The 21,106-nt window shown below is 34.2% G+C and carries 17 protein-coding genes; 4 read left to right on the forward strand and 13 right to left on the reverse strand.

Going from position 1 to position 21,106, the window contains the following annotated elements; translation table 11 throughout:
* Positions 1-92: 92 nt before the first annotated feature.
* Positions 93-1,286 carry an ADP-forming succinate--CoA ligase subunit beta gene (sucC, locus tag Q361_RS04465; protein ID WP_103725515.1) on the reverse strand — a complete coding sequence of 398 codons (1,194 nt, stop codon included), beginning with the start codon at positions 1,284-1,286 and terminating at the stop codon, positions 93-95.
* Positions 1,287-1,623: 337 nt separating this feature from the next.
* Between sucC and lysA the strand changes: the two genes are divergently transcribed.
* Entirely contained in the window at positions 1,624-2,829 is a 1,206-nt protein-coding gene (lysA, locus tag Q361_RS04470) for a diaminopimelate decarboxylase (RefSeq protein WP_103725516.1), read from the forward strand.
* Between the two features lie 36 nt (positions 2,830-2,865).
* Here lysA and Q361_RS04475 read toward each other — a convergent pair whose 3' ends face one another.
* The 12 genes from Q361_RS04475 to guaA form a co-directional block, all read right to left on the reverse strand.
* Positions 2,866-3,627, reverse strand: coding sequence for a T9SS type A sorting domain-containing protein (locus Q361_RS04475; RefSeq protein WP_103725517.1), 762 nt, complete (start codon positions 3,625-3,627; stop codon positions 2,866-2,868).
* 51 nt (positions 3,628-3,678) lie between these two features.
* Positions 3,679-5,289: an alkaline phosphatase PafA gene (gene pafA / locus Q361_RS04480; protein WP_103725518.1), complete on the reverse strand. Its 1,611-nt coding sequence runs from the start codon at positions 5,287-5,289 to the stop codon at positions 3,679-3,681.
* Positions 5,290-5,372: 83 nt separating this feature from the next.
* Complete coding sequence (locus Q361_RS04485; RefSeq protein ID WP_103725519.1) at positions 5,373-6,317, reverse strand: NAD(P)H-dependent flavin oxidoreductase; 945 nt, start codon at positions 6,315-6,317, stop codon at positions 5,373-5,375.
* The gene (locus tag Q361_RS04490; protein ID WP_103725520.1) at positions 6,317-7,921 is read right to left on the reverse strand and encodes a S8 family serine peptidase; all 1,605 of its coding nucleotides are present in this window, start codon (positions 7,919-7,921) and stop codon (positions 6,317-6,319) included. Before Q361_RS04490 ends, Q361_RS04485 begins: the two co-directional genes overlap by 1 nt.
* Before the next feature lie 195 nt (positions 7,922-8,116).
* On the reverse strand, positions 8,117-9,304 hold the full coding sequence (gene mnmA / locus Q361_RS04495) for a tRNA 2-thiouridine(34) synthase MnmA (protein WP_103725521.1): 1,188 nt from the start codon (positions 9,302-9,304) through the stop codon (positions 8,117-8,119).
* A 92-nt stretch (positions 9,305-9,396) separates the two neighbouring features.
* Entirely contained in the window at positions 9,397-10,128 is a 732-nt protein-coding gene (locus tag Q361_RS04500; RefSeq protein WP_245874607.1) for a toxin-antitoxin system YwqK family antitoxin, read from the reverse strand.
* Between the two features lie 57 nt (positions 10,129-10,185).
* Entirely contained in the window at positions 10,186-12,084 is a 1,899-nt protein-coding gene (gene yidC, locus Q361_RS04505) for a membrane protein insertase YidC (protein WP_103725522.1), read from the reverse strand.
* A 72-nt stretch (positions 12,085-12,156) separates the two neighbouring features.
* Positions 12,157-13,773 carry a CTP synthase gene (locus Q361_RS04510; protein ID WP_103725523.1) on the reverse strand — a complete coding sequence of 539 codons (1,617 nt, stop codon included), beginning with the start codon at positions 13,771-13,773 and terminating at the stop codon, positions 12,157-12,159.
* A 243-nt stretch (positions 13,774-14,016) separates the two neighbouring features.
* A complete protein-coding gene (locus tag Q361_RS04515; RefSeq protein WP_103725524.1) occupies positions 14,017-14,232 on the reverse strand; it encodes a DUF3820 family protein in 216 nt (71 codons plus the stop codon).
* Positions 14,229-14,639: an OsmC family protein gene (locus tag Q361_RS04520; protein WP_103725525.1), complete on the reverse strand. Its 411-nt coding sequence runs from the start codon at positions 14,637-14,639 to the stop codon at positions 14,229-14,231. The genes Q361_RS04515 and Q361_RS04520 overlap by 4 nt, the downstream gene beginning before the upstream one ends.
* Positions 14,639-16,585, reverse strand: a complete 1,947-nt coding sequence (locus tag Q361_RS04525; protein WP_103725526.1) for a LysM peptidoglycan-binding domain-containing protein — start codon at positions 16,583-16,585, stop codon at positions 14,639-14,641. Before Q361_RS04525 ends, Q361_RS04520 begins: the two co-directional genes overlap by 1 nt.
* Positions 16,586-16,751: 166 nt before the next feature.
* The gene (gene guaA, locus Q361_RS04530) at positions 16,752-18,281 is read right to left on the reverse strand and encodes a glutamine-hydrolyzing GMP synthase (protein WP_103725527.1); all 1,530 of its coding nucleotides are present in this window, start codon (positions 18,279-18,281) and stop codon (positions 16,752-16,754) included.
* A gap of 116 nt (positions 18,282-18,397) precedes the next feature.
* On the opposite strand from guaA, the gene Q361_RS04535 reads away from it, so the two are divergent.
* The 3 genes from Q361_RS04535 (at position 18,398) to Q361_RS04545 (ending at position 21,105) form a co-directional block, all read left to right on the forward strand.
* Positions 18,398-19,654 carry a DEAD/DEAH box helicase gene (locus tag Q361_RS04535; RefSeq protein ID WP_103725528.1) on the forward strand — a complete coding sequence of 419 codons (1,257 nt, stop codon included), beginning with the start codon at positions 18,398-18,400 and terminating at the stop codon, positions 19,652-19,654.
* Positions 19,655-20,026: a fluoride efflux transporter CrcB gene (crcB, locus tag Q361_RS04540; RefSeq protein WP_103725529.1), complete on the forward strand. Its 372-nt coding sequence runs from the start codon at positions 19,655-19,657 to the stop codon at positions 20,024-20,026.
* A gap of 74 nt (positions 20,027-20,100) precedes the next feature.
* Positions 20,101-21,105 carry a DHH family phosphoesterase gene (locus Q361_RS04545; protein ID WP_103725530.1) on the forward strand — a complete coding sequence of 335 codons (1,005 nt, stop codon included), beginning with the start codon at positions 20,101-20,103 and terminating at the stop codon, positions 21,103-21,105.
* Position 21,106: the final 1 nt, after the last annotated feature.

Here is a 21,106-nt window from a genome sequence, read left to right on the forward strand (position 1 = left end):
TATTTACAATTAATGTGCAATACTATAAAAAAACAAAAACCATTCACTACAAATGTAATGAATGGTCTGTAATAAAAAAGTTTTATATCAGTTTACGACAAAGCCGCTTTAACTTGGTCTGCCGCTTCTTGAAACTGAACGGCAGAAAGTATTGGCATTCCAGAATTGTCTATCAATTCTTTTGCTATTTCTGCATTAGTACCTTGCAATCTTACAATAATAGGCACTTTTATATCGTCGCCCATATTTTTATAAGCATCTACAACACCTTGTGCCACACGGTCGCAACGTACAATACCTCCAAAAATATTAATCAAAATAGCTTTTACATTTGGATCTTTCAAAATAATTCTAAATGCTGTTTCTACTCTCTTAGCGTCTGCAGTACCTCCTACATCTAGAAAGTTAGCTGGCTCATATCCTGCATATTTAATTAAATCCATAGTAGCCATAGCCAATCCTGCACCATTTACCATACACCCCACTGTTCCGTCCAAATCAACATAATTCAAACCTGCTTCTTTTGCTTCTACTTCAATTTGATTTTCTTCTCTCACATCTCTCATTTCAGCATATTTTGGCTGACGGAATAACGCATTATCATCAATATTAACTTTAGCATCTACGGCTAATATTTTATTATCTGATGTTTTTAAAACTGGATTAATTTCAAACATAGATGAATCTGAACCGATGTAAGCAGCATACAAAGCTTCTACAAATTTAACCATCTCTTTAAAAGCAGTTCCAGATAGACCTAAGTTAAACGCAATTTTTCTCGCTTGAAAACCTTGTAACCCAATATTTGGATCTATTTCTTCTGTAAATATCAAATGTGGTGTTTTTTCGGCTACTTCTTCAATATCCATACCTCCTTCTGTAGAATACATAATCATGTTTCTTCCTTTGGCACGGTTAAGTAATACCGACATGTAGAACTCTGATGTTTCACTTTCTCCAGGATAATATACATCTTCAGCTATAAGCACTTTGTGTACTTGTTTTCCTTCTGGCGGAGTTTGAGGTGTTTTTAACATCATACCTATAATATTTTCAGATATTTCTGTTACTTGCTCTAAATTTTTGGCAAGTTTTACTCCTCCTCCTTTTCCTCTACCTCCGGCATGTATTTGTGCTTTTACTACATACCATTGCGTACCTGTTTCTTGAGTAAGTTGTTTGGCAGCAGCTACTGCTTCAACAGGATTGTTAGCCACAATACCACGTTGTACGCGTACACCATAGCTTGCCAAAATTTCTTTTCCTTGATATTCGTGTATATTCATAATATAGAATTTGTCTATTAATGTGCCACAAATGTAATTAATTCGTATTAAATGATAAAGCAAATGTATATCAATTTAGTACATTTATTTAGGCCTTTTGCTTTCATCTATAAAATTGGATTTATAATAGTATTTAAAAGATACAAGAAATAGGCTTTCTGTATTTTAATAACAAGGCTAAGCATTTGTCAAATTGTTAAAAATATAGTATTTTTCTTATAGATGCTGTTTTTTTATAGACTTATTTTTAAGCAATTCGCAGAAACACTTATTCGCTTTTGATATAAAGTGTATCACAATTATCTTTGCGCCTTACATTTTATAAAAAATTAAGAAAATGCAACCAAAAGATTTACTTGTACTTACCGAAGAGTTTGGTAGTCCGTTGTATGTATATGATGCTACAACCATAGAACAGCAGTACAACCGTTTGACAAAAGCTTTTTCTAAGGTAGAAAAATTACGTGTTAATTATGCCATGAAAGCTTTATCAAACATATCTATTTTGAAGTTGCTCAAAAAAATGGGTTCTGGGCTAGACACTGTATCTATTCAAGAAGTTCAACTTGGGTTGCATACTGGTTTTGAACCATCAGATATTATATTTACTCCCAATGGAGTTTCATTTGAAGAAATTGAAGAAGTAGCTCAATTGGGCGTACAAATTAATATTGACAATTTATCGGTACTTGAACACTTTGGCACCAAACATCCAAAAGTTCCTGTTTGTATACGCATTAATCCTCATGTTATGGCAGGAGGAAATGAAAATATTTCTGTAGGACATATCGATAGTAAATTTGGAATTTCTATTTATCAAATTCCTCATGTATTGCGTATAGTAAACAATACGAACATGACTATCAACGGAATACACATGCATACAGGATCTGATATTTTGGATATTGAAGTTTTTCTATATGCAGCAGAAATTTTGTTTGATACCGCCAAACAATTTAACAATTTAGAATTTTTAGATTTTGGTTCTGGATTTAAAGTGCCTTATAAAAAAGGAGATATCGAAACAAATATTGAAGAACTAGGTAAAAAATTAACAAAACGCTTTTTAGCTTTTGAAAAAGAATATGGAAAACCCTTAACTCTCGCTTTTGAACCTGGTAAGTTTTTGGTGAGTGAAGCGGGTTATTTTCTAGCCAAAGTAAATGTTGTAAAACAAACGACATCGACTGTGTTTGCTGGAATAGATTCTGGATTTAACCATTTAATAAGACCTATGTTTTATGGTTCGCATCATCAAATAGAAAACATATCAAACCCAAAAGGTAAAGAACGCTTTTATACTGTGGTAGGATATATTTGCGAAACCGATACTTTTGCTAATAACCGTAGAATAGCCGAAATAAAAGAAGGCGATATTTTATGCTTTAAAAATGCAGGAGCTTATTGTTTTTCTATGTCATCTCACTACAACTCTAGGTTTAAACCCGCAGAAGTACTCTGGAAAGAAGGTAAAGGATATTTAATACGAGAGCGTGAAAATTTTGACGATTTATTAAAAAATCAAATTATGGTTGAAGTGTAAAAAAGAGGTTCTGAAATTTCAGAACCTCTTTTTAAATTATTGCTTCACAATTTTGGAAACATAATTTTTATGGTTGGCCGTATAGTTTACAAGGTATATGCCTGACTGTAAATTGGAAACATCAACAGTATTGCTAATTATATTTGGCTGAGCGATTATTTTACCTGAAACGTCTAGTATCGATACTTTTTCAATAGGTTCTTGAACATCTATTGTTAAAAAATCTTTTACTGGGTTTGGAAACACTTTATTGTTTTGTACTACAAAAGACTCATTGCTAAGCGTTCCTGACAGATTAAAATTATCAATACCTAGACCCCAGCCCCAGCCTCCTTCGTCATTGTAAGTAAAACGAACTTTAAAAGAAGCATTTTTGTAAGCCAAAACATCAAACGAAACATTGGTTAAATTAACATCAATGTCTTTATAAAGAAGCTGAATCCAAGTTGTTCCGTTCCAAACTTCGACTTTCATATTGCCAAAATTTTGATATACCTGCATAATATAGTCAAAAGATAACGATAAAGAGGTGTAGTTGGAAACATCTATTGTTGGAGATATTAATTCTGCGATATTATTTGTAGCATTAATATCTACAAAAATGGCTGCATTGGTTGCAAAATCTGAAATAGTACCATTTGGCATATTGCCAGATCCAAATGTCCAATTTTTTGTTCCCGAAACTGCAGTAGCTGTCCAGCCTGTAGGTAAGGAAGTTCCTTCAAAATTTTGAGTTTGCACTTGAGCTTGTGAAAACACACAAGAAAAAAGTAGGAAAAAGAAGTAATTTTTTTTCATATAAGTATTTTATCGGTGTAATTTGATTTTTATCGATTTCAAAAATAAAGATTATTTTTTAAACAATTCATCTAACACTTCACATTTTGTACCGTTTGGAAAGGTAATATTTATTTTTTGTGCTAAAGTTGGTGCTATTTGTGTAATATATTTCTTAGTATGACTTTCGCCTTTGGGTATATTCCAGCCATAAAAGAGTAAAGGAGCGTGGGTATCATAAGCATAAGGCGAGCCATGCGAAGTTCCTGTTGCCATGTATTGCATATATCCTGGTTTATCCAACAAAACTAATTCTCCGTTTTGTGTAACATCATACCCATTGGCTATCATGTTCAAATAAAAATCGTTATTACAGGCATGTAATATTTCATCTTCATTGTAAACTCTTTGCACATGCTCTCTCGTCATTAAATAGTTTTTAAAGGCTTGTTCTACATCTTGATACACTAATCCTTTTTCTTTTATTTTCTTTTTATTTAAAAACACATTAAAACTAGAGTAGTTGTTTACAAAATCTTCTCCAAAGGTATCGGTAGAAAATTTCTTAAGCGACTTTGAAACTTCTTTATAATCTATATTAGTTACATTGTATTTTTTGTTTTTTAAAAACATACTGTTTTCTGCACAAGCGTGGTCGGCGGTAAGAAATAGCAAATAATTATTTTTACCTACTTTTTCATCTAGATATTTAAGCAAATCGGCTAAAGTATCATCGAGTCGTAAATAGGTATCTTGCAATTCCATAGAACGAGCTCCTAGAACATGCCCTACATAGTCTGTAGACGAGAAACTTATAGCTAAGAAATCGGTTACCTCATCTTTACCTAAATTTTCTTTTTCTATGGCTTCTTTGGCAAAATCTGCCAAAAGAGAGTTACCAAAAGGAGTGTTTCTTAATACTCCTGCATCATTTTTTTGATACATACTTTTTAAATCATAAGGAAAAACAGGTTTGTCTACACCATAAAGTTTCCCTTCATAAGGGCTATCATCTGGGTCGCTCTCATTGTATGTTTCTACAGGTTTGTATAAATTCCATCCTTGATTAATATAGTCTATATATTTTTTTTTAGCATTAAAACTAGTTACCCATTCTGGCAATTTATCTCCATAAAAACTACTAGAAATAAAATTACCTGTTTTACTGTACCAAAATGCCCAATTAGCAAAATGCCCTGCTGGCAAAATAGCACCTCTATCTTTAATGCTAATTCCTATTACTTTTCCTTGAAAATTTGTAGCCATACGAAGCTCATCTGTAATGGTTGTTGCAAGAAGGTTTTTTGGAGACATCGCTCCCTCTTGCTTTGTACCGTCGCCAAGAGTAGTTACAGTTTCATCATCTGTACAATAACGCTCTTTTTCATTGGTTTTACTATACCATTCATTGGACACTATGCCATGTACAGAGGGTGTTGTACCTGTATAGATACTAGCGTGACCTGGAGCAGTATACGTAGGCATATAATTGTAATGAGCATTATGAAAAGTAAAACCATTGCTCATAATTCGTTTGAAACCATCGTTTGAAAAGTCGTTTTGAAAACGGTATAAATATTCCATACGCATTTGGTCTACTACGATACCTACTACTAATTTTGGTCTTTTTTGAGAAAAAATAATTTGAGTAATCAATAAAGAAACAAGAAGTGTTTTTTTCATTTTATAGATAATATTTATGTTTTTAGGCTATTTCGCAGCGCTTATAGCAATTGGGGTTTGGTTTAAACTTATTAGTAATGGAATTAAAATGTGATTTTTTGCAGTTGTTGTTGAGCATCATAAAATTCTGTCATTACATTTTCTACAATAGTATGAACTGGTTCTATGTTATGAATTAAACCTGCTATCTGTCCTATTTCGAGTTCACCTTCTATTAAATCTCCCTCAAACATTCCTTTTTTAGCTCTTGCTCTTCCTAAAAGGGCTTTTAAATCTTCGGTAGTAGGACACTTTGAGTAGAGTTCTTGCAAATCGTTGTAAAATTTATTTTTTATAAGTCGAACAGGCGCCAACTCTTTTAAGGTTAATTGTGTATCGCCTTCTTTGGTGTCTATAACCGTTTGTTTAAAAGCCTCGTGAGCCGAACTTTCTACAGATGCTACAAAACGGCTTCCCATTTGCACACCATCTGCACCTAAACACATCGCTGCAAGCATACCACGACCTGTAGCAATACCTCCTGCCGCAATAAGCGGAATTGAAATTTGCTCTTTTACCATAGGTATTAAAGTAAGTGTTGTGGTTTCTTCACGTCCGTTGTGCCCTCCTGCTTCAAAACCTTCTGCTACTACAGCATCTACACCCGCATCTTGAGCCTTTAGAGCAAACTTTGCACTACTCACTACATGTACAACCGTAATGCCATGTTGTTTTAAATGATTTGTCCACGTTTTTGGATTTCCTGCCGATGTAAATACAATTTTTACACCTTCTTGAATAATGATATCGATAATTTCTTCGATATTTGGGTACAACATAGGTACATTTACTCCAAAAGGTTTGGTGGTAGCTGCTTTGCACTTTTGAATGTGTTCTCGTAATACATCAGGATACATAGAGCCTGCTCCAATAAGACCTAATCCGCCAGCATTGCTTACAGCACTAGCGAGTTTGTAACCACTGTTCCAAATCATTCCTCCTTGAATAATTGGATATTTTATGTTGAATAATTGAGTTATTGTATTCATTATTTTTTAATCATTTTTCCAAAAAAAGATTGGTTATCGGTTTGTACTTTATAAATATATGTTCCCGATTGCAACGAAGCAACAGATATAGCATTGGCATTTAATACTGTATGTAGAATTTCTTGCCCAAGAATATTATATAATGTAAAATAAGCATTAGACAATATTGTATTTTCAGAAATATAAAGGGTATCTGAAACAGGATTTGGATATACTTTTAAATTTATAGCTGATGTTGTATTTGATGACAAAGCATTGGTTAAAGCAAGTTGGAAATCGGGTATACCATAACCGTAAGTATTGTTTGGATTGTTAAATCTATCTGCTGATTGTTTTACTAAATTTACAACTTGTTGATTTGTTAAATTTGGAAAGGCACTCCAAAAACTTGTAATTGCACCTGCCAATATTGGACAAGCAAATGATGTACCTGCTCCATTATTATTTAATGTTCCAGATGTAGTTGCTACTGTATCTCCTTGCCCTTGTGCCATTAAGTCGGGTTTTATTCTGCCATCAAAACTAGGCCCAATAGAACTAAAACTTGCCACTGTTTCATTGGGTTGCACGGCTCCTACCGCTAAAACATTTGTAGCTTCTGCGGGCACACCTACGTGAGGTTGTGATGAGCCTCCGCTATTTCCTGCGCTTGCCAATACCACCATACCTTTGCTAAAGGCTATGTTAGCACCACGAGAAGCAAAAGCACTATTACCCGTCATGTCATTATAACTATGTCCGTAGGCAGGATTATCAAAGGCAAAATAGCCCAAAGAAGACGTTATTACATCTGCACCTACTCTATCGGCTTCTTCGGCAGCGGCTACCCAATAGCTTTCTTCAACAGGGTTTTCTTGAGTTACGTCTTCGGTAACATACAAATAATATTGAGCATCTGGTGCTGTGCCTACCAACTGACCATCTACATAGCCAACCATGGTAGATAGCACCATAGTACCATGGTTATGCAAAGCATAGACATCTGTAGAATTATTTACAAAATTATAACCTCCTAAGTAAAGATTGTTGGCATACATTCGCTGGAAAGGCGCTGTAGTATTTACATTGATAAAACCCGAATCTAATACGGCAATAATTTTACCTGCTCCTGTATAGTTTTGTTGGTGTAGTATATGTCCGTTTAACATTTGTATTTGACTACCAGAATTTCCGTAATTAAAATTGGTTTGTACATCTAATTGTTTATTTACAGGGCTTGTATTGGTAAATGCTAACTTATTTAATGAAGCATTTGCAAAAACAATATGGTCTACAAAAACTAAAGTGCTTACATTTTGTATATCTGCTTGTGTGCCTCGTACATGTACACAGTTAAGCCATTTTGACTTTGCTTTTACTGTAATTCCGGTAGCATTTTCTACGGCGTCTATATAGCTTTGTTCTACAGGCACATCGTTGATTTGCAAGCTTATGTTTTGAGCTACACGACGATCTAAGGCTCTTTGAGTAAGCATACTTAAAGGGTTGTTTAAGTAGCTAGAGGCGTTAGGCTTATCTCTAAAATATACCCAAGCGTCTTGTTCTTGTGCATAATTGTTTATAGAGAAACCAAGCCATAAGAATAGAAGTATTCTTTTTATCATTGTGAGAACAATTATTGTGTAAAAATAGTATTTTTTACATAATAATTATCTATAACTATAGATTACTTTTTAGCCCTGACAGAGCCTTTGTTGGAGCTCTTTTTACAAAATGAAATGGCGTAAAAAAGCGACTGGCGATGGCAGGAATAAGGTATAGCAATGGCACTACCGATTTTGCTACAACTAGTAAATTTTTTAAGCAATTACTCCAGAACCAATTAATTCATCGTCTATATACCATGCTACAAATTGCCCTTCGGTAATGGCTGATTGAGGGTTTTTAAATTGGACGTAAAATGCGTTTTCATAGCAAAACAAAGTGGCTTGTTGCAATTCTTGTCTATAGCGTATACGTGCTTTTACCTCAAGCGTTTGGTTGGGGTTTAAGGCTAGATCTTCTCGTACCCAATGTACTTCTAAGGGTTTTACTTGAAGGGTTTTTCTAAACAAACCTTTATGGCTGGCGCCTTGACCTGTATAGATACTATTTTGCTGTACATTGGTTGCTATAATAAATAAAGGCTCTTTGGTTCCGCCTACATTAAGCCCTTTTCTTTGACCAATAGTGTAATAATGTGCGCCTTGATGTTTACCTACTACTTTACCCATTTCGGGTTGGTAGTTTATTTTTTGAGATTCAAATTCGAGTTGTTCTTGTAGGTTTTGAAACAATGGTAATGATTGATTGTACAATGGCGCATCGTTACTTATTTCTACAATAATGCCTTCTTTGGGTTGTAATTGTTGTTGTAAAAATTCGGGTAATCGCACTTTTCCAATAAAACACAATCCTTGTGAGTCTCTTTTTTCGGCAGTTACAAGGTCTAGTTTTGTAGCTATTTCTCGCACTTGTGGTTTGGTAAGTTCTCCTATTGGGAACAATGCTTTGGCTAATTGATTTTGCGATAATTGACACAAAAAATAAGATTGATCTTTATTGGTATCTACTCCTGCCAAAAGTTGATAATAAAATTTACCGTTTTTTTCTATGGTTCCTTTACGGCAATAATGCCCTGTAGCAACATAATCGGCTCCTAGAGAAAGTGCCATTTTCATGAACACATCAAATTTTATTTCTCTATTACAAAGCACATCGGGGTTGGGTGTACGCCCGTTTTCGTATTCGTGAAACATATAGTTTACAATACGCTCTTTGTATTGTTCGCTTAAATCGACTGTTTGAAATGGAATTCCTAGTTTTTCAGCAACCAACAAAGCGTCATTACTGTCTTCGAGCCACGGACATTCGTTGGATATCGTTACCGAATCATCATGCCAATTTTTCATAAAAAGACCAATCACCTCATACCCTTGTTGTTGAAGTAAATACGCAGCTACACTACTATCTACTCCTCCTGAAAGTCCTACTACAACACGTTTCATTATATTATTTTTTTGCAAAGGTAAACTTTATAGAAATAAAAAAGCATATACAGAATAGTTTCTGTATATGCTTTGTATTCATAAAATCTATATTATTCTTTTTCTACTGGCTTGGTTCTTTTTGCAAATCGTTTTGGTTTTTGCTTATCCATGTTTTTTTTAACGAGTTTGTTTTTGTCCAAAACTTCCCATTCTCCTTTTTTAATTCCTTTTTTATATTGTCCTTTTGCTATAATGGAATTGTCTGAATCTCTAAAAATTGCCAATCCGTTATATTCGCCATTTACAAAATTGGATTGTTCCAAAACGATTCCGTCTTCGGTATATTTTTTATACAAACCTTGTTTTATACCGTCTTTATAGTTGGCTTCTTCTGCTATTTTTCCCGATTTATAATAAACTTTTCGAGCACCATTTAGTTTACCTTGTGTGTAAAACTCTGTGGTCATTATTTTATCAGAATCTAAGTGATAATACTTCCATTCGCCTTCATAGAGTTTATTAACTTCTTTGCCTTCGCTTACTTTAAAACCTTTCTGATTGTAAAATGTAGTATAACAAGAATTATCTTTTGTATTAAATTCACGCGTTGCAATTAATGTACCTGCTTTGGTATCATCAAAAAATTTAAAAATTCCTATTTCTTTTCCGTGATCAAAAGTTCCTTCGTAACGCGGTCGTTTAGATTCTGTATGAACGCCTTTCCAAAGCCCATGTTTTAATCCTTTTTCATCTAACTTATTTATTTCTTGTGCTTGAAAAAAACTCACAGTAAAAAAACATAAAACAAATACTAATTTCATGGTGATTTTATTTATTTTCATAAACGCATTTTTTTGATAATTATTGCAAAAAAAGCTGCCTTTACAGACAGCTTTTCATTATTTTTTCTTTTGTTGTGCGGCTTTTTGAGCTTCTGCTTGCTCCATCATTTCGCGCATTTTTTTCTGAAATTTACTTTCTGTTTTAGGCTTGGTTTTATTTTCTTGTATTTGAGCATGAATTTTATCGCTATCTATAAAATATTTTTTAATGATAAGCATAATACCAATCGTTATTAAATTGGACATAAAGTTGTACAAACTCAATCCAGAACCATAACTATTAAAGAAAATTAACATCATGATTGGCGATATATAAATCATCATTTTCATGATTTTAGTCATATCTGGCATACCTTCTTGGGTTGGTTGTGCCATTTGTTGATCGCCAGATGTCATTTTCATATATATAAAAATTGCAATAGCAGCGAGTATTGGAAATAAACTGATATGGTTTCCATACAAAGGAATATTGAAAGGAAGTTTTACAATTTCGTCAAACGAAGACAAATCGTCTGCCCAAAGAAAACTTTTTTGTCTAAGCTCAAAAGCAGACGGAAAAAACTGAAACGATGCGTACATAAAAGGCAATTGTATCAAGGCTGGTATACAACCCGCCATAGGGTTTACACCTGCTTTACGATAAAGACTCATAGTTTCTTGCTGACGTTTCATTGGGTCTTTAACTCTATCGTTTATTTCTTGCATTTCGGGTCTAAGTACCTTCATTTTGGCTTGCGATAAAAATGATTTGAAGGTAATAGGAGACATTGCTATTTTTATAATAAATGTAAACACAATTATAGCAAGACCTAATGACATCCAACCTCCAAGTAATGCAAACAACGGCACAAAAATAAATCGGTTTATCCAACCAAATATTCCCCAACCAAGCGGAATAATTTTATCTAGATTTTTATCGTAATTCTTTAATGTTTTATAATCTGTAGGACCAAAATACCAATTCATTTTGTAGTTAAGTCCACCATTTGCATAAGCTAAAGGCATTTTGGCGGAAAATTGTTTGGTAAAAACAGTATCTACTTTTTCATCTTTTACCAAATTTTTTGAATGTATTTGAGCACTAGCTATAGCTGTTTTTGACAATAATATTGAAGAAAAGAAATGTTGTTTATATGCAATAAAAGTCGGTTTTTCTAATGTTTCATCTTCTTCTTTACCTATACCTGCATAATCTACTTTCCCATCTTTATGTTCAAAATAAATTTCGGCATAACGATTTTCATACGAAACGCTTTTTTCATTTCTAAAGGCTTTTAAATCCCAAGAAAGATTTGCTGGTTGATTTGTATTTAATACTTGATTTAAACCTACTGAATTGATATCAAAATCAATCATATAGTCATTACTTGGCAAAGTGTATTTGTATTCCAAATATTGGTTGTTTCCTGCTTTAAGTTTCATAGAAAGCACCTGTTTATCGCCTTCTTTGGAAACTGTTGGTTCAAAATACAAATCTTTGGTGTTAAGCAACCTATTATCGGTTGTTTTTAATTCAATATTTAATGCTGAATTATTGTTTTTGATAAGAGACACCAAATCTCCAGATCCTTTTTTAAACTTTTCGTAATTCTTTAAGGTGGCTTCTGCAATATAGCCACCTTTGTTGGCTATTTTAAGTGTAACCAATTGGTTTTCTAGGACTGTAAAACCATCTTTGGCAGATGGTAACGTAGCCGAATATGCAAAACTACCTAGAGTTGTTTTTAGTTTTTGAAGCTTTGCCGTATCAGAAACCGTAGAGTCTACAGCTACTTGTGTTATTTTTTGGGCAACTGCCTCTTGTTGTTTTTGTTTTTGAGCTAATTTTTCTTTTTTTGCTTTTTCGAGCTCTTCTTGCTCTGTTTGTTTGCTCGTATTGTACATCATCCAACCAAAAATAACAAACAACAACAAAAAGCCTATTAAGGAATTACGATCGAACTTTTTTTCTTCCATTATCTATTTTATTAAATTTTATAGTAATAATTACATATTACTTTCTCTATATATATTGCAAACCACACGTGTTTACAAACCGTATTTATTTTTTACAATAGCCGCCACAAAGCTAACAAAAATTGGGTGCGGATTTACAACTGTACTTTTATATTCTGGGTGATACTGAACTCCTATAAAAAAAGGATGGTTGGGCAACTCTATTATTTCTACCAAACCTGTATCAGGATTTACCCCCGAACACACCAAACCTGCTTGCTCTATTTGATCTCTATAGTTATTATTAAATTCATATCTATGACGATGACGTTCTTCTATATCATTTTTTTGATAAATAGAATATGCCAACGTGTTGTTTTCTATGGCACATTTCCAAGCGCCTAAACGCATAGTACCGCCCTTGTCTGTTATGTGTTTTTGCTCGTCCATTAACGAAATAACGGGGTGTGCAGTAGCTTGATTCATTTCGGTAGAGTTGGCATCTTTCCAACCTAACACATTTCTAGCATATTCTATTACAGCCATTTGCATACCTAAACAAATGCCAAAAAATGGCACTCCTTTTTCTCGAGCATATTTTACCGTTTCTATTTTACCCTCTATGCCTCGCTCGCCAAAACCGGGTGCAACAAGTATGCCATCGATATTTTTTAGCTGAGTTTCTGCCGAATTGGCATTGATGTATTCTGAATGTAAACTTACTACATTTACTTTGGTATTGTGTGTTGCTCCTGCGTGAATAAATGCTTCTAGTATAGATTTATAAGAGTCTTGAAGCTCTACATATTTGCCCACCAAACCAACGGTTATGGTATGCTTAGGGTTTTTTAATCGATATACAAAATCATTCCATTGGGTTAAATTTGGCGCCGATTTTTCGGGTAATACTAACTTTTTTAAGGCTACTACATCGAGCTTTTCTTCTAGCATTAAATTGGGAACTTCATAAATGGTTGATGCGTCTATAGATTGTATTACAGCATCGGGTTTTACATTACAAAATAAAGCTAATTTTTGTTTTAGTTCTTGCGACAACTCATGTTCTGTTCTACAAACCAAAATATCGGCTTTGATACCACTTTCCATAAGTGTTTTTACAGAATGTTGTGTGGGTTTGGTTTTGAGTTCGCCTGCTGCTGCCAAATAAGGCACTAGTGTAAGATGTATAACAATGCTATTGTTTTCGCCCAACTCCCAAACAAGCTGACGCACAGATTCTATATAAGGCAACGATTCTATATCGCCTACAGTGCCACCTATTTCGGTAATAACTATATCGTAATTGCCCGATTTGCCAAGCAACTGCATACGTTCTTTTATTTCGTTGGTAATGTGTGGTACTACTTGAACTGTTTTTCCTAAAAATTCTCCTCTACGTTCTTTTTCTATTACTGATAGATATACTCTGCCCGTGGTAACGTTGTTGGCTTGAGAGGTTGGAACGTTTAAAAATCGTTCGTAATGCCCTAAATCTAAATCAGTTTCTGCACCATCGTCCGTTACAAAACATTCTCCATGTTCGTAAGGATTTAGTGTACCTGGGTCTACATTAATATAAGGATCGAATTTTTGAATAGTGGTTCGATAGCCTCTTGCTTGTAAAAGCTTGGCTAATGAGGCGGCTATAATTCCTTTGCCGAGAGATGATGTTACACCGCCGGTAACAAATATATACTTGGTTTGATTCATGGTATTGTTGTTGTGTTGTTGTGTGCGCAAAAATAGTATTTATAAATGAATGTGGCAATGTGAGACATTGCGAATACTTTATTTTTTAGCCCTGATAGTAATGGAAAGCCCGTAAAACCAAAACAGTATATTTTACAGGTATTAAACAGCGACCAAAGGAAGCTCGTTTTTACCGTGTAAAATAGCTGTTTGGGTTGCGGACTTGAAATGGATAGCAGGAAATAGCTTCAAAAATTATTGGTTTTACTTTTGAAGTTTACGAATGAGTGGCTCTAATCCGTTGAGTTTAATTTCGTAAATAAGCAGTATTTGTTCGCCTAATTTTCCTTGCGGAAGTCGGTTGTTTTTGAGCCATAGCAAATAATATTCAGGTAAATCTATTAAAAACCGACCTTCGTATTTTCCATAGGGCATTTTGGCTTTGGCTAACTGGAGTAATTGCTCTTGTTGTGGTGTCAAATTTTATCCCAATTAAATTCGATTTCTTTTTTAATTTCTGGGTGTAGACTATGCCAAACGGGGCAGGTTTTGGCTGTGTTTTCGAGTATTGTTTTGGTTTTTGAATCAAAATCACCTTTCATAACAATTTGTATTTGAATGGCTGTTATTCTGCGTGGTTCTGTTCCCATAATTTTGGTAACCGTTGCTGTAGAACCTGCAATGTCTACCTGCATATCGCGTGCTTTGATGCCCATAACGGTAAACATACAGGTAGCCAAACTATTGGCAACCATATCTGTAGGAGAAAAAGCTTGTGCTTTACCATGATTGTCTAATGGCGCATCGGTTATGATGTGCGATTGTGAAAACTCGTGTACCGATGTGGTACGCAAATCTCCTAGGTAAGTTACTGTACTTGTTGGCATTAGTTGGCTGTTTTTATGGTTAAATCGGTGTCGTAATACAAAATATGTACGCCTTCGTTGAGAAATCCACCCGATACTTTTGGAGCATAATCAAACTTATTTTCTACATATTGTGTGGCTATAGATACTGCATTGTTTGAAAATTCGGTATTTTGAGACAATCGCAACAAGGTATCGAATGTTAAATCAAATCCGCGAGTGGCATAGGCGCTTGGCAGTGTATTGTTTTTCTTTTTATAATATCGTTCAAAAAGTTGAGCGTCGCGCAAATCGTTATCTCTATTTATTGATGGATATGTCATTTTTAATTTGGTAAGTTTGCTGAGCTGGATTTCTTCGAAATTAAGTGTTTCATTTTCTTCTAAAATTACCAAGTTTACTTGATATTCTTTTTGTGCTGCAATAAGTGTATTTAATATAAGATTAATAGTACCTGTTTTTTCCGACTCCATAATAACATAGTTCATTTTCCCTTTTACGAGCATTTTTTTGATATTATCGGCAGTAATTGTTCCTTTGTCGGAAAGAGGTACTATTTGGGTTTCTTTTTGATACTGCTCTATATATTCTTTTATCGCTATTTTTTTTGGATCTACTACAGCTATAATGTTTCCTTCTTTTTTTTGCATGTATTCAAACATGGCGTTCTTTACAGCTTGTGGTGTAGGCATAGATTGGTATAAGTTACTGTAATTGTTACCTTCTTCTTTTGAAAGTGGTGAAATAACAGGAATATTTTGGTTTTCTAATGCTTCGGCAATTTTTTCTACATTTACTTGATAAAACGGCCCTATTACTGCATCGGCTTTGCTAAAATCGTTTGACCTTAATAAGGCTAACGCAGATGTGCTATTTTTGGTTTCTTGCGAGTCAAAAACACGAACATTTACATTTAGTCCTAATGTTTTGGCAGAATCTATAGCCATAAGTGCTCCCGAATAAAAATCGAGTGTAAGGTTTAGAAACTTGTCTTTTTTAAGGCGCTCTTGTACGGTTTGCGAAGTATCGTTTTGAATTTTTGAAGCATTAAAAGGTATAAAAAGCACCAGTTCTTTTCTAGTTTGATTGTTTATAGATTTTGTAAGGTCTTTAAAACTACTCAACACTTCTTTTTTTACAGATACCGAAGCCGGAACTCTAAGTATCATACCTTCTTTAACACCCTCGTTAAGCTCTGGATTTAAAGCAATAAGAGAGGCTTGAGAAATCGAAAATTTATGGGTTAATCTATAAAATGTTTCGCCTGCTTTTACAGTATAATTGTATAAATTATTAGGCAATGAAACTTCTGGTTTGCTAGGTGTTTCGGGTTTTGTAGTGGGTGGTGTTGATGTTTCAATCTCTTTTGTAGAAACTAAAACCGTTGCTTTTTTTTGAGCATTTATATTCAATACAGCACCTACGGGTAAATTATCTTTAATACTCGGATTATATTTTTCTAGTTCATCTACCGTTATACTATATTGTTTGGCTATTCCATATTTTGTTTCACCTTCTTGCACAATATGCGTCGTTTTATTGAGTGCTAAAACTTTGTCTTCTAGATTAGATTTCGAATGAGACAAACTTGGAACAACAATAACTTGCCCAACTTGTAAGCCTTTTTCTTTGAGTATTGGATTTGCTTTTTCAATAGCCTCTACAGTAGTTTTGTATTTTGTGGCTATTCCGTAAAGAGTTTCTTTGGCAACTATAGTGTGCGTGATTTTTTTTTCGGAAGAAGTTGTGGTTGGAGTAGTACTTTTTGGAATAAGTAAAACGGCATTATAAGACAATCCATTTTGGGCATCTGGATTTAATCGGTAAATATCGCTTGGTGTAATTTTATATTTTTGCGCAATACTCGTAACTGTTTCGCCTTGTTGTACTGTATGCTTGGTATAATTTTGAGCGAATACAATAGCGCTAAAGCAAAAGAAACTTATATAAAAAAAAGATTTAAACATAGGTATATTTTTATAAAACAAATATATGCAAAATGTATTCCGAAAAAGATGACGGTTTTATTTTTTAGAACAAAATAAGCAATATTAACACCAAAAAAACCTCTATGAATTTACAAAAAATAAATTTGATAGAGGTTTTTAAAGTAGGTTTCTAAATTTTAATATTTTATTCCCATTCTATAGTAGCAGGTGGTTTAGAGCTAATATCATAAACTACTCTATTTACACCTTTAACTTTATTGATAATTTCGTTGGAAATTTTTATCAAAAATTCGTAAGGTAGGTGTACCCAATCGGCAGTCATACCATCGGTAGAGGAAACCGATCTTAGAGCGACTACTTTCTCATAAGTGCGCTCGTCTCCCATAACTCCAACACTATTTACAGGCAGTAAAATAGCTCCTGCTTGCCATACACTATCATAAAGGTTGTGTTCTTTGAGTCCGTTAATAAAAATAGCATCTACTTCTTGTAAAAGTTGTACTTTTTCGGGAGTAATATCGCCAAGTATTCTAATAGCCAAACCTGGACCTGGGAATGGGTGTCTACCCAAAAGCTCGTCGTCTATATCTAATGTCTTTCCTACTCTACGCACCTCATCTTTAAACAACATTCTAAGAGGTTCTACTACTTTAAGTTTCATAAAATCGGGCAAACCTCCTACATTATGATGCGATTTAATAGTAGCCGAAGGACCTTTTACAGAAACTGACTCAATAACATCGGGGTAAATTGTTCCTTGTGCCAACCATTTTACATTTTCTATTTGATGCGCTTCATCATCAAAAACTTCAATAAAAACCCTGCCTATTATTTTTCTTTTCTTTTCTGGATCACTCTCACCAGCTAAAGCTTCGTAAAAACGTTGCGAGGCATCGACTCCTTTTACATTAAGTCCCATGTGTTTGTATTGTTCTAATACATTTTCGAACTCATTTTTACGCAATAACCCATTGTTTACAAAAATACAATAGAGATTTTTACCAATAGCTTTATGCAATAATACGGCTGCTACTGTAGAGTCTACACCACCCGAAAGCCCCAACACTACTTTGTCATCTTGTAATTGATTTTGCAAATCGGCTATACAATCTTCAACAAAAGCAGTAGAGGTAAAATTAGGTTCAATGTGGGCTATTTTTAATAAAAAATTCTCTAACAATTGCTTTCCATCTGTTGAGTGATAAACCTCTGGGTGAAATTGAATAGCATACGTGTTTTCGCCCTCTATTTTGTAAGCTGCATTAGTAACATCTTTGGTACTAGCAAGTAAAACACCATTTGTAGGCAGTTGCTTTATGGTATCTGAATGGCTCATCCAAACCTGACTACCTGTAGCAATTCCGTCAAATAAAACTTCATCGGTTTTAATGAAATCCAAATTTGCTCTACCGTATTCTCTTATAGTACTAGGAGCTACTTCACCACCTCCAAAATGGGCCAAATATTGGGCTCCATAACAAACAGCTAAAAGAGGTTTAACTCCTTTAATATGAGTTAAATTTGGATGCGGAGCATCGTTTGCTCTTACAGAATAAGGACTTCCCGATAAAATAACAGCTTTAAATCCAGATAAATCTTCTGGAAAATGGTTGTAAGGATAAATTTCGCAAAAAATATTAAGTTCCCTTACACGGCGCGCAATAAGTTGTGTGTATTGTGAGCCAAAATCTAAAATAAGTACGTTGTGTTGCATGTGCAAAAGTACTATTTTTTAGCTATTATAAAAATCTGAATTAGACAAATAGTGCATGTTTTTGTAATGAAAAATGCACTCGGTTAAAAAAACGTATCTTTGCACAAATTATTCGAATGACATTTACCGATTTACATTTACATAGAACAATCCTTCATGCTGTTGAAGAAGAAGGCTACACAACTCCCACTCCTATTCAACAACAAGCCATACCTGTAATTTTGGAAGAGCATGACCTAGTAGCTTGTGCACAAACAGGAACAGGAAAAACCGCTGCCTTTGCCATTCCTATTCTTCATTATTTACATAGAATTGTAGGAGGAAATACCAAAAGAAAACAGTTACGCACCCTAGTACTTACACCTACTCGCGAACTTGCTATACAAGTACAAGAAAGCTTTGAAACCTACGGAAAATACACCAACATTACTTCTATGGTTTTGTATGGTGGCGTAAACCAAACTCCACAAGTTGAGCAATTAAAAAAAGGGTTTGACGTACTTATTGCTACACCAGGAAGACTATTGGATTTACACAAACAGGGTTTTGTTAATTTTGACGGATTGCACCATTTGGTACTAGATGAAGCAGATTTAATGCTTGATATGGGTTTTATTAATGATGTAAAAAAAACAATCAAACTTATACCCGAAAACAGACAAACGCTTTTGTTTTCTGCTACAATGCCACTAGCAATACGAGAATTGGCAGATAGCATACTAAAATCACCAAAATATGTTGCCGTTGCTCCTGTTTCATCTACAGCCGAAAATGTAAACCAAAAAATATATTTTGTAGAAAAAGAAGACAAAAGAAAACTGCTCTATCACATTATTAGAAATGATAAATTAAAAAATGTTTTGGTATTTGTTAGAACAAAACATGGCGCAGACAATGTAGTAAAAGCATTAAAGAAAAATGGTGTTTTTGCAGAGGCTATACATGGAGACAAATCTCAAACAGCGAGACAACGTGTTTTGGAAGCCTTTAAAAACAAAGAAATCGATGTTTTGGTCGCTACCGATATTGCCGCACGAGGTATTGATATTGAACTTTTGCCGTATGTGATTAACTTTGATTTGCCCAATATTTCTGAAACTTATGTACACCGTATTGGTAGAACAGGTCGAGCAGGAAATAGTGGTATGGCAATATCATTTTGCGGAAAAGATGAAAAACCATACTGGCAAGATATTGAAAAATTAATCCGAATGAAAATAAAAGTGGTAGAAGACCACCCTTTTCCTTGGAACAACGAACCTAAAAACGAAGATGTAAAAGTCCAAAAAAAGCCCGATTTAAGAAACAAAAATAAAAACGTAAACTCTAGAAAATCAGAAGGAGCTAAAAAGAACAAAAAACGTTGGTATTAAATGATTAAAAACATTTTACTTATCGCCTTGGGCGGTGCTTTGGGTAGTGTATTGCGGTATTTTACCTCTATTTGGGTTTCCAAATATTACAATCAAACATTTCCTTTGGCAACTTTTATTACTAATATAGTAGGTTGTTTTCTTATTGGTTTATTTGTAGGCTATCTCGATAAAAACACTGTTGAAAATTCAGGTTTAAAATGGTTTTTAGTAACTGGTTTTTGTGGCGGGTACACCACGTTTTCTACTTTTGGTTTAGAAAATCAGTCTTTACTACAGCAACAACAATTTCCTATAGCTTTACTTTACATAACCACGAGTGTTATTGTAGGAATTCTAGCTGTGGCATTGGGCATCTATTGTACCAAATAACTCGTGTTTATTTAACGAAGTGTTAGCGAATTTCGACATACTTTAGTAGGAATATTTTTGTATCTTCGCAGGCTATGAATACGTTACAAGTTCAACAATTACAAGAACTATTGGCAAATCCAAAACAGATTGCCATTATTCCTCATCGTAGCCCAGACGGAGACGCCATGGGTTCTACGCTTGCTTTATACCTTTTTCTTAAAAAACTCAACCACACACCTATAGTAATTTCTCCTAATGATTTTCCAGAATTTTTAGCTTGGATGCCCTCTAGTGAAACGGTTTTGATTTACGAAAATAACAAAGCAGAAATTGCTCAACTACTTGCTCGTCAAGATCTAATATTTACATTAGATTTTAATGCTTTGCATAGAACAGGCGAATTGGAACAGGTGTTAAAAAACTTAACCGTGCCATTTATCATGATAGATCATCATGAATTGCCCGAAACCTATGCCACAATAACTTATTCAGACACGCGTTTTGGTTCTACTTGCGAAATGGTGTATAACACCCTAGTTGCGCTCAATAAAAAAGAGCTTATTGATAAGGATATAGCTACGTGTTTGTACACAGGTATTATGACCGACTCCGGACAATTTAGATACCCTAAAACTACGGGTACAACCCACCGAATTGTAGCCGATTTAATAGATTTGGGCGCCCCAAATACTGAAATCCCTAATTTAATTTTTGACAACAATTCTTTTGATAGACTTCATCTATTAGGGCGTGCATTACAAAACATGAAAGTTTTACCTCAATACAAAACAGCCTATACAAGTTTATCGCAACAAGAACTTCAAGAATTTAATTATGTAAAAGGCGATACAGAAGGCATTGTAAACTATGGACTTACCATTAAAAACATTAGCTTTGCTGCCATATTTATAGAACAAAAGCAAGAAGGCTACATCAAAATTTCGTTTCGATCGCAAGGCAGTTTTGATGTAAATCAGTTTGCGAGAACGCATTTTAACGGCGGAGGTCATATTAATGCAGCAGGCGGAAAATCGTTTGACAATATGCAGGTTACACTTCAAAAATTTGAAAAAATAGTTTCAGAAATTCATATATAAC

The organism is Flavobacterium croceum DSM 17960 (assembly GCF_002917885.1).
GTDB lineage: Bacteria > Bacteroidota > Bacteroidia > Flavobacteriales > Flavobacteriaceae > Flavobacterium > Flavobacterium croceum.

Excerpts from the sequence above, each read along its gene's own strand:
- Q361_RS04535 (WP_103725528.1), top strand. The coding sequence starts at position 18,398 with ATGACATTTACCGATTTACATTTACATAGAACAATCCTTCATGCTGTT.
- Q361_RS04500 (WP_245874607.1), bottom strand. The coding sequence starts at position 10,128 with ATGAAAATAAATAAAATCACCATGAAATTAGTATTTGTTTTATGTTTT.
- Q361_RS04475 (WP_103725517.1), bottom strand. The coding sequence starts at position 3,627 with ATGAAAAAAAATTACTTCTTTTTCCTACTTTTTTCTTGTGTGTTTTCA.
- pafA (WP_103725518.1), bottom strand. The coding sequence starts at position 5,289 with ATGAAAAAAACACTTCTTGTTTCTTTATTGATTACTCAAATTATTTTT.
- lysA (WP_103725516.1), top strand. The coding sequence starts at position 1,624 with ATGCAACCAAAAGATTTACTTGTACTTACCGAAGAGTTTGGTAGTCCG.
- Q361_RS04485 (WP_103725519.1), bottom strand. The coding sequence starts at position 6,317 with ATGAATACAATAACTCAATTATTCAACATAAAATATCCAATTATTCAA.
- Q361_RS04525 (WP_103725526.1), bottom strand. The coding sequence starts at position 16,585 with ATGTTTAAATCTTTTTTTTATATAAGTTTCTTTTGCTTTAGCGCTATT.
- guaA (WP_103725527.1), bottom strand. The coding sequence starts at position 18,281 with ATGCAACACAACGTACTTATTTTAGATTTTGGCTCACAATACACACAA.
- mnmA (WP_103725521.1), bottom strand. The coding sequence starts at position 9,304 with ATGAAACGTGTTGTAGTAGGACTTTCAGGAGGAGTAGATAGTAGTGTA.
- sucC (WP_103725515.1), bottom strand. The coding sequence starts at position 1,286 with ATGAATATACACGAATATCAAGGAAAAGAAATTTTGGCAAGCTATGGT.
- Q361_RS04545 (WP_103725530.1), top strand. The coding sequence starts at position 20,101 with ATGAATACGTTACAAGTTCAACAATTACAAGAACTATTGGCAAATCCA.
- yidC (WP_103725522.1), bottom strand. The coding sequence starts at position 12,084 with ATGGAAGAAAAAAAGTTCGATCGTAATTCCTTAATAGGCTTTTTGTTG.
- Q361_RS04510 (WP_103725523.1), bottom strand. The coding sequence starts at position 13,773 with ATGAATCAAACCAAGTATATATTTGTTACCGGCGGTGTAACATCATCT.
- Q361_RS04520 (WP_103725525.1), bottom strand. The coding sequence starts at position 14,639 with ATGCCAACAAGTACAGTAACTTACCTAGGAGATTTGCGTACCACATCG.
- Q361_RS04490 (WP_103725520.1), bottom strand. The coding sequence starts at position 7,921 with ATGATAAAAAGAATACTTCTATTCTTATGGCTTGGTTTCTCTATAAAC.
- crcB (WP_103725529.1), top strand. The coding sequence starts at position 19,655 with ATGATTAAAAACATTTTACTTATCGCCTTGGGCGGTGCTTTGGGTAGT.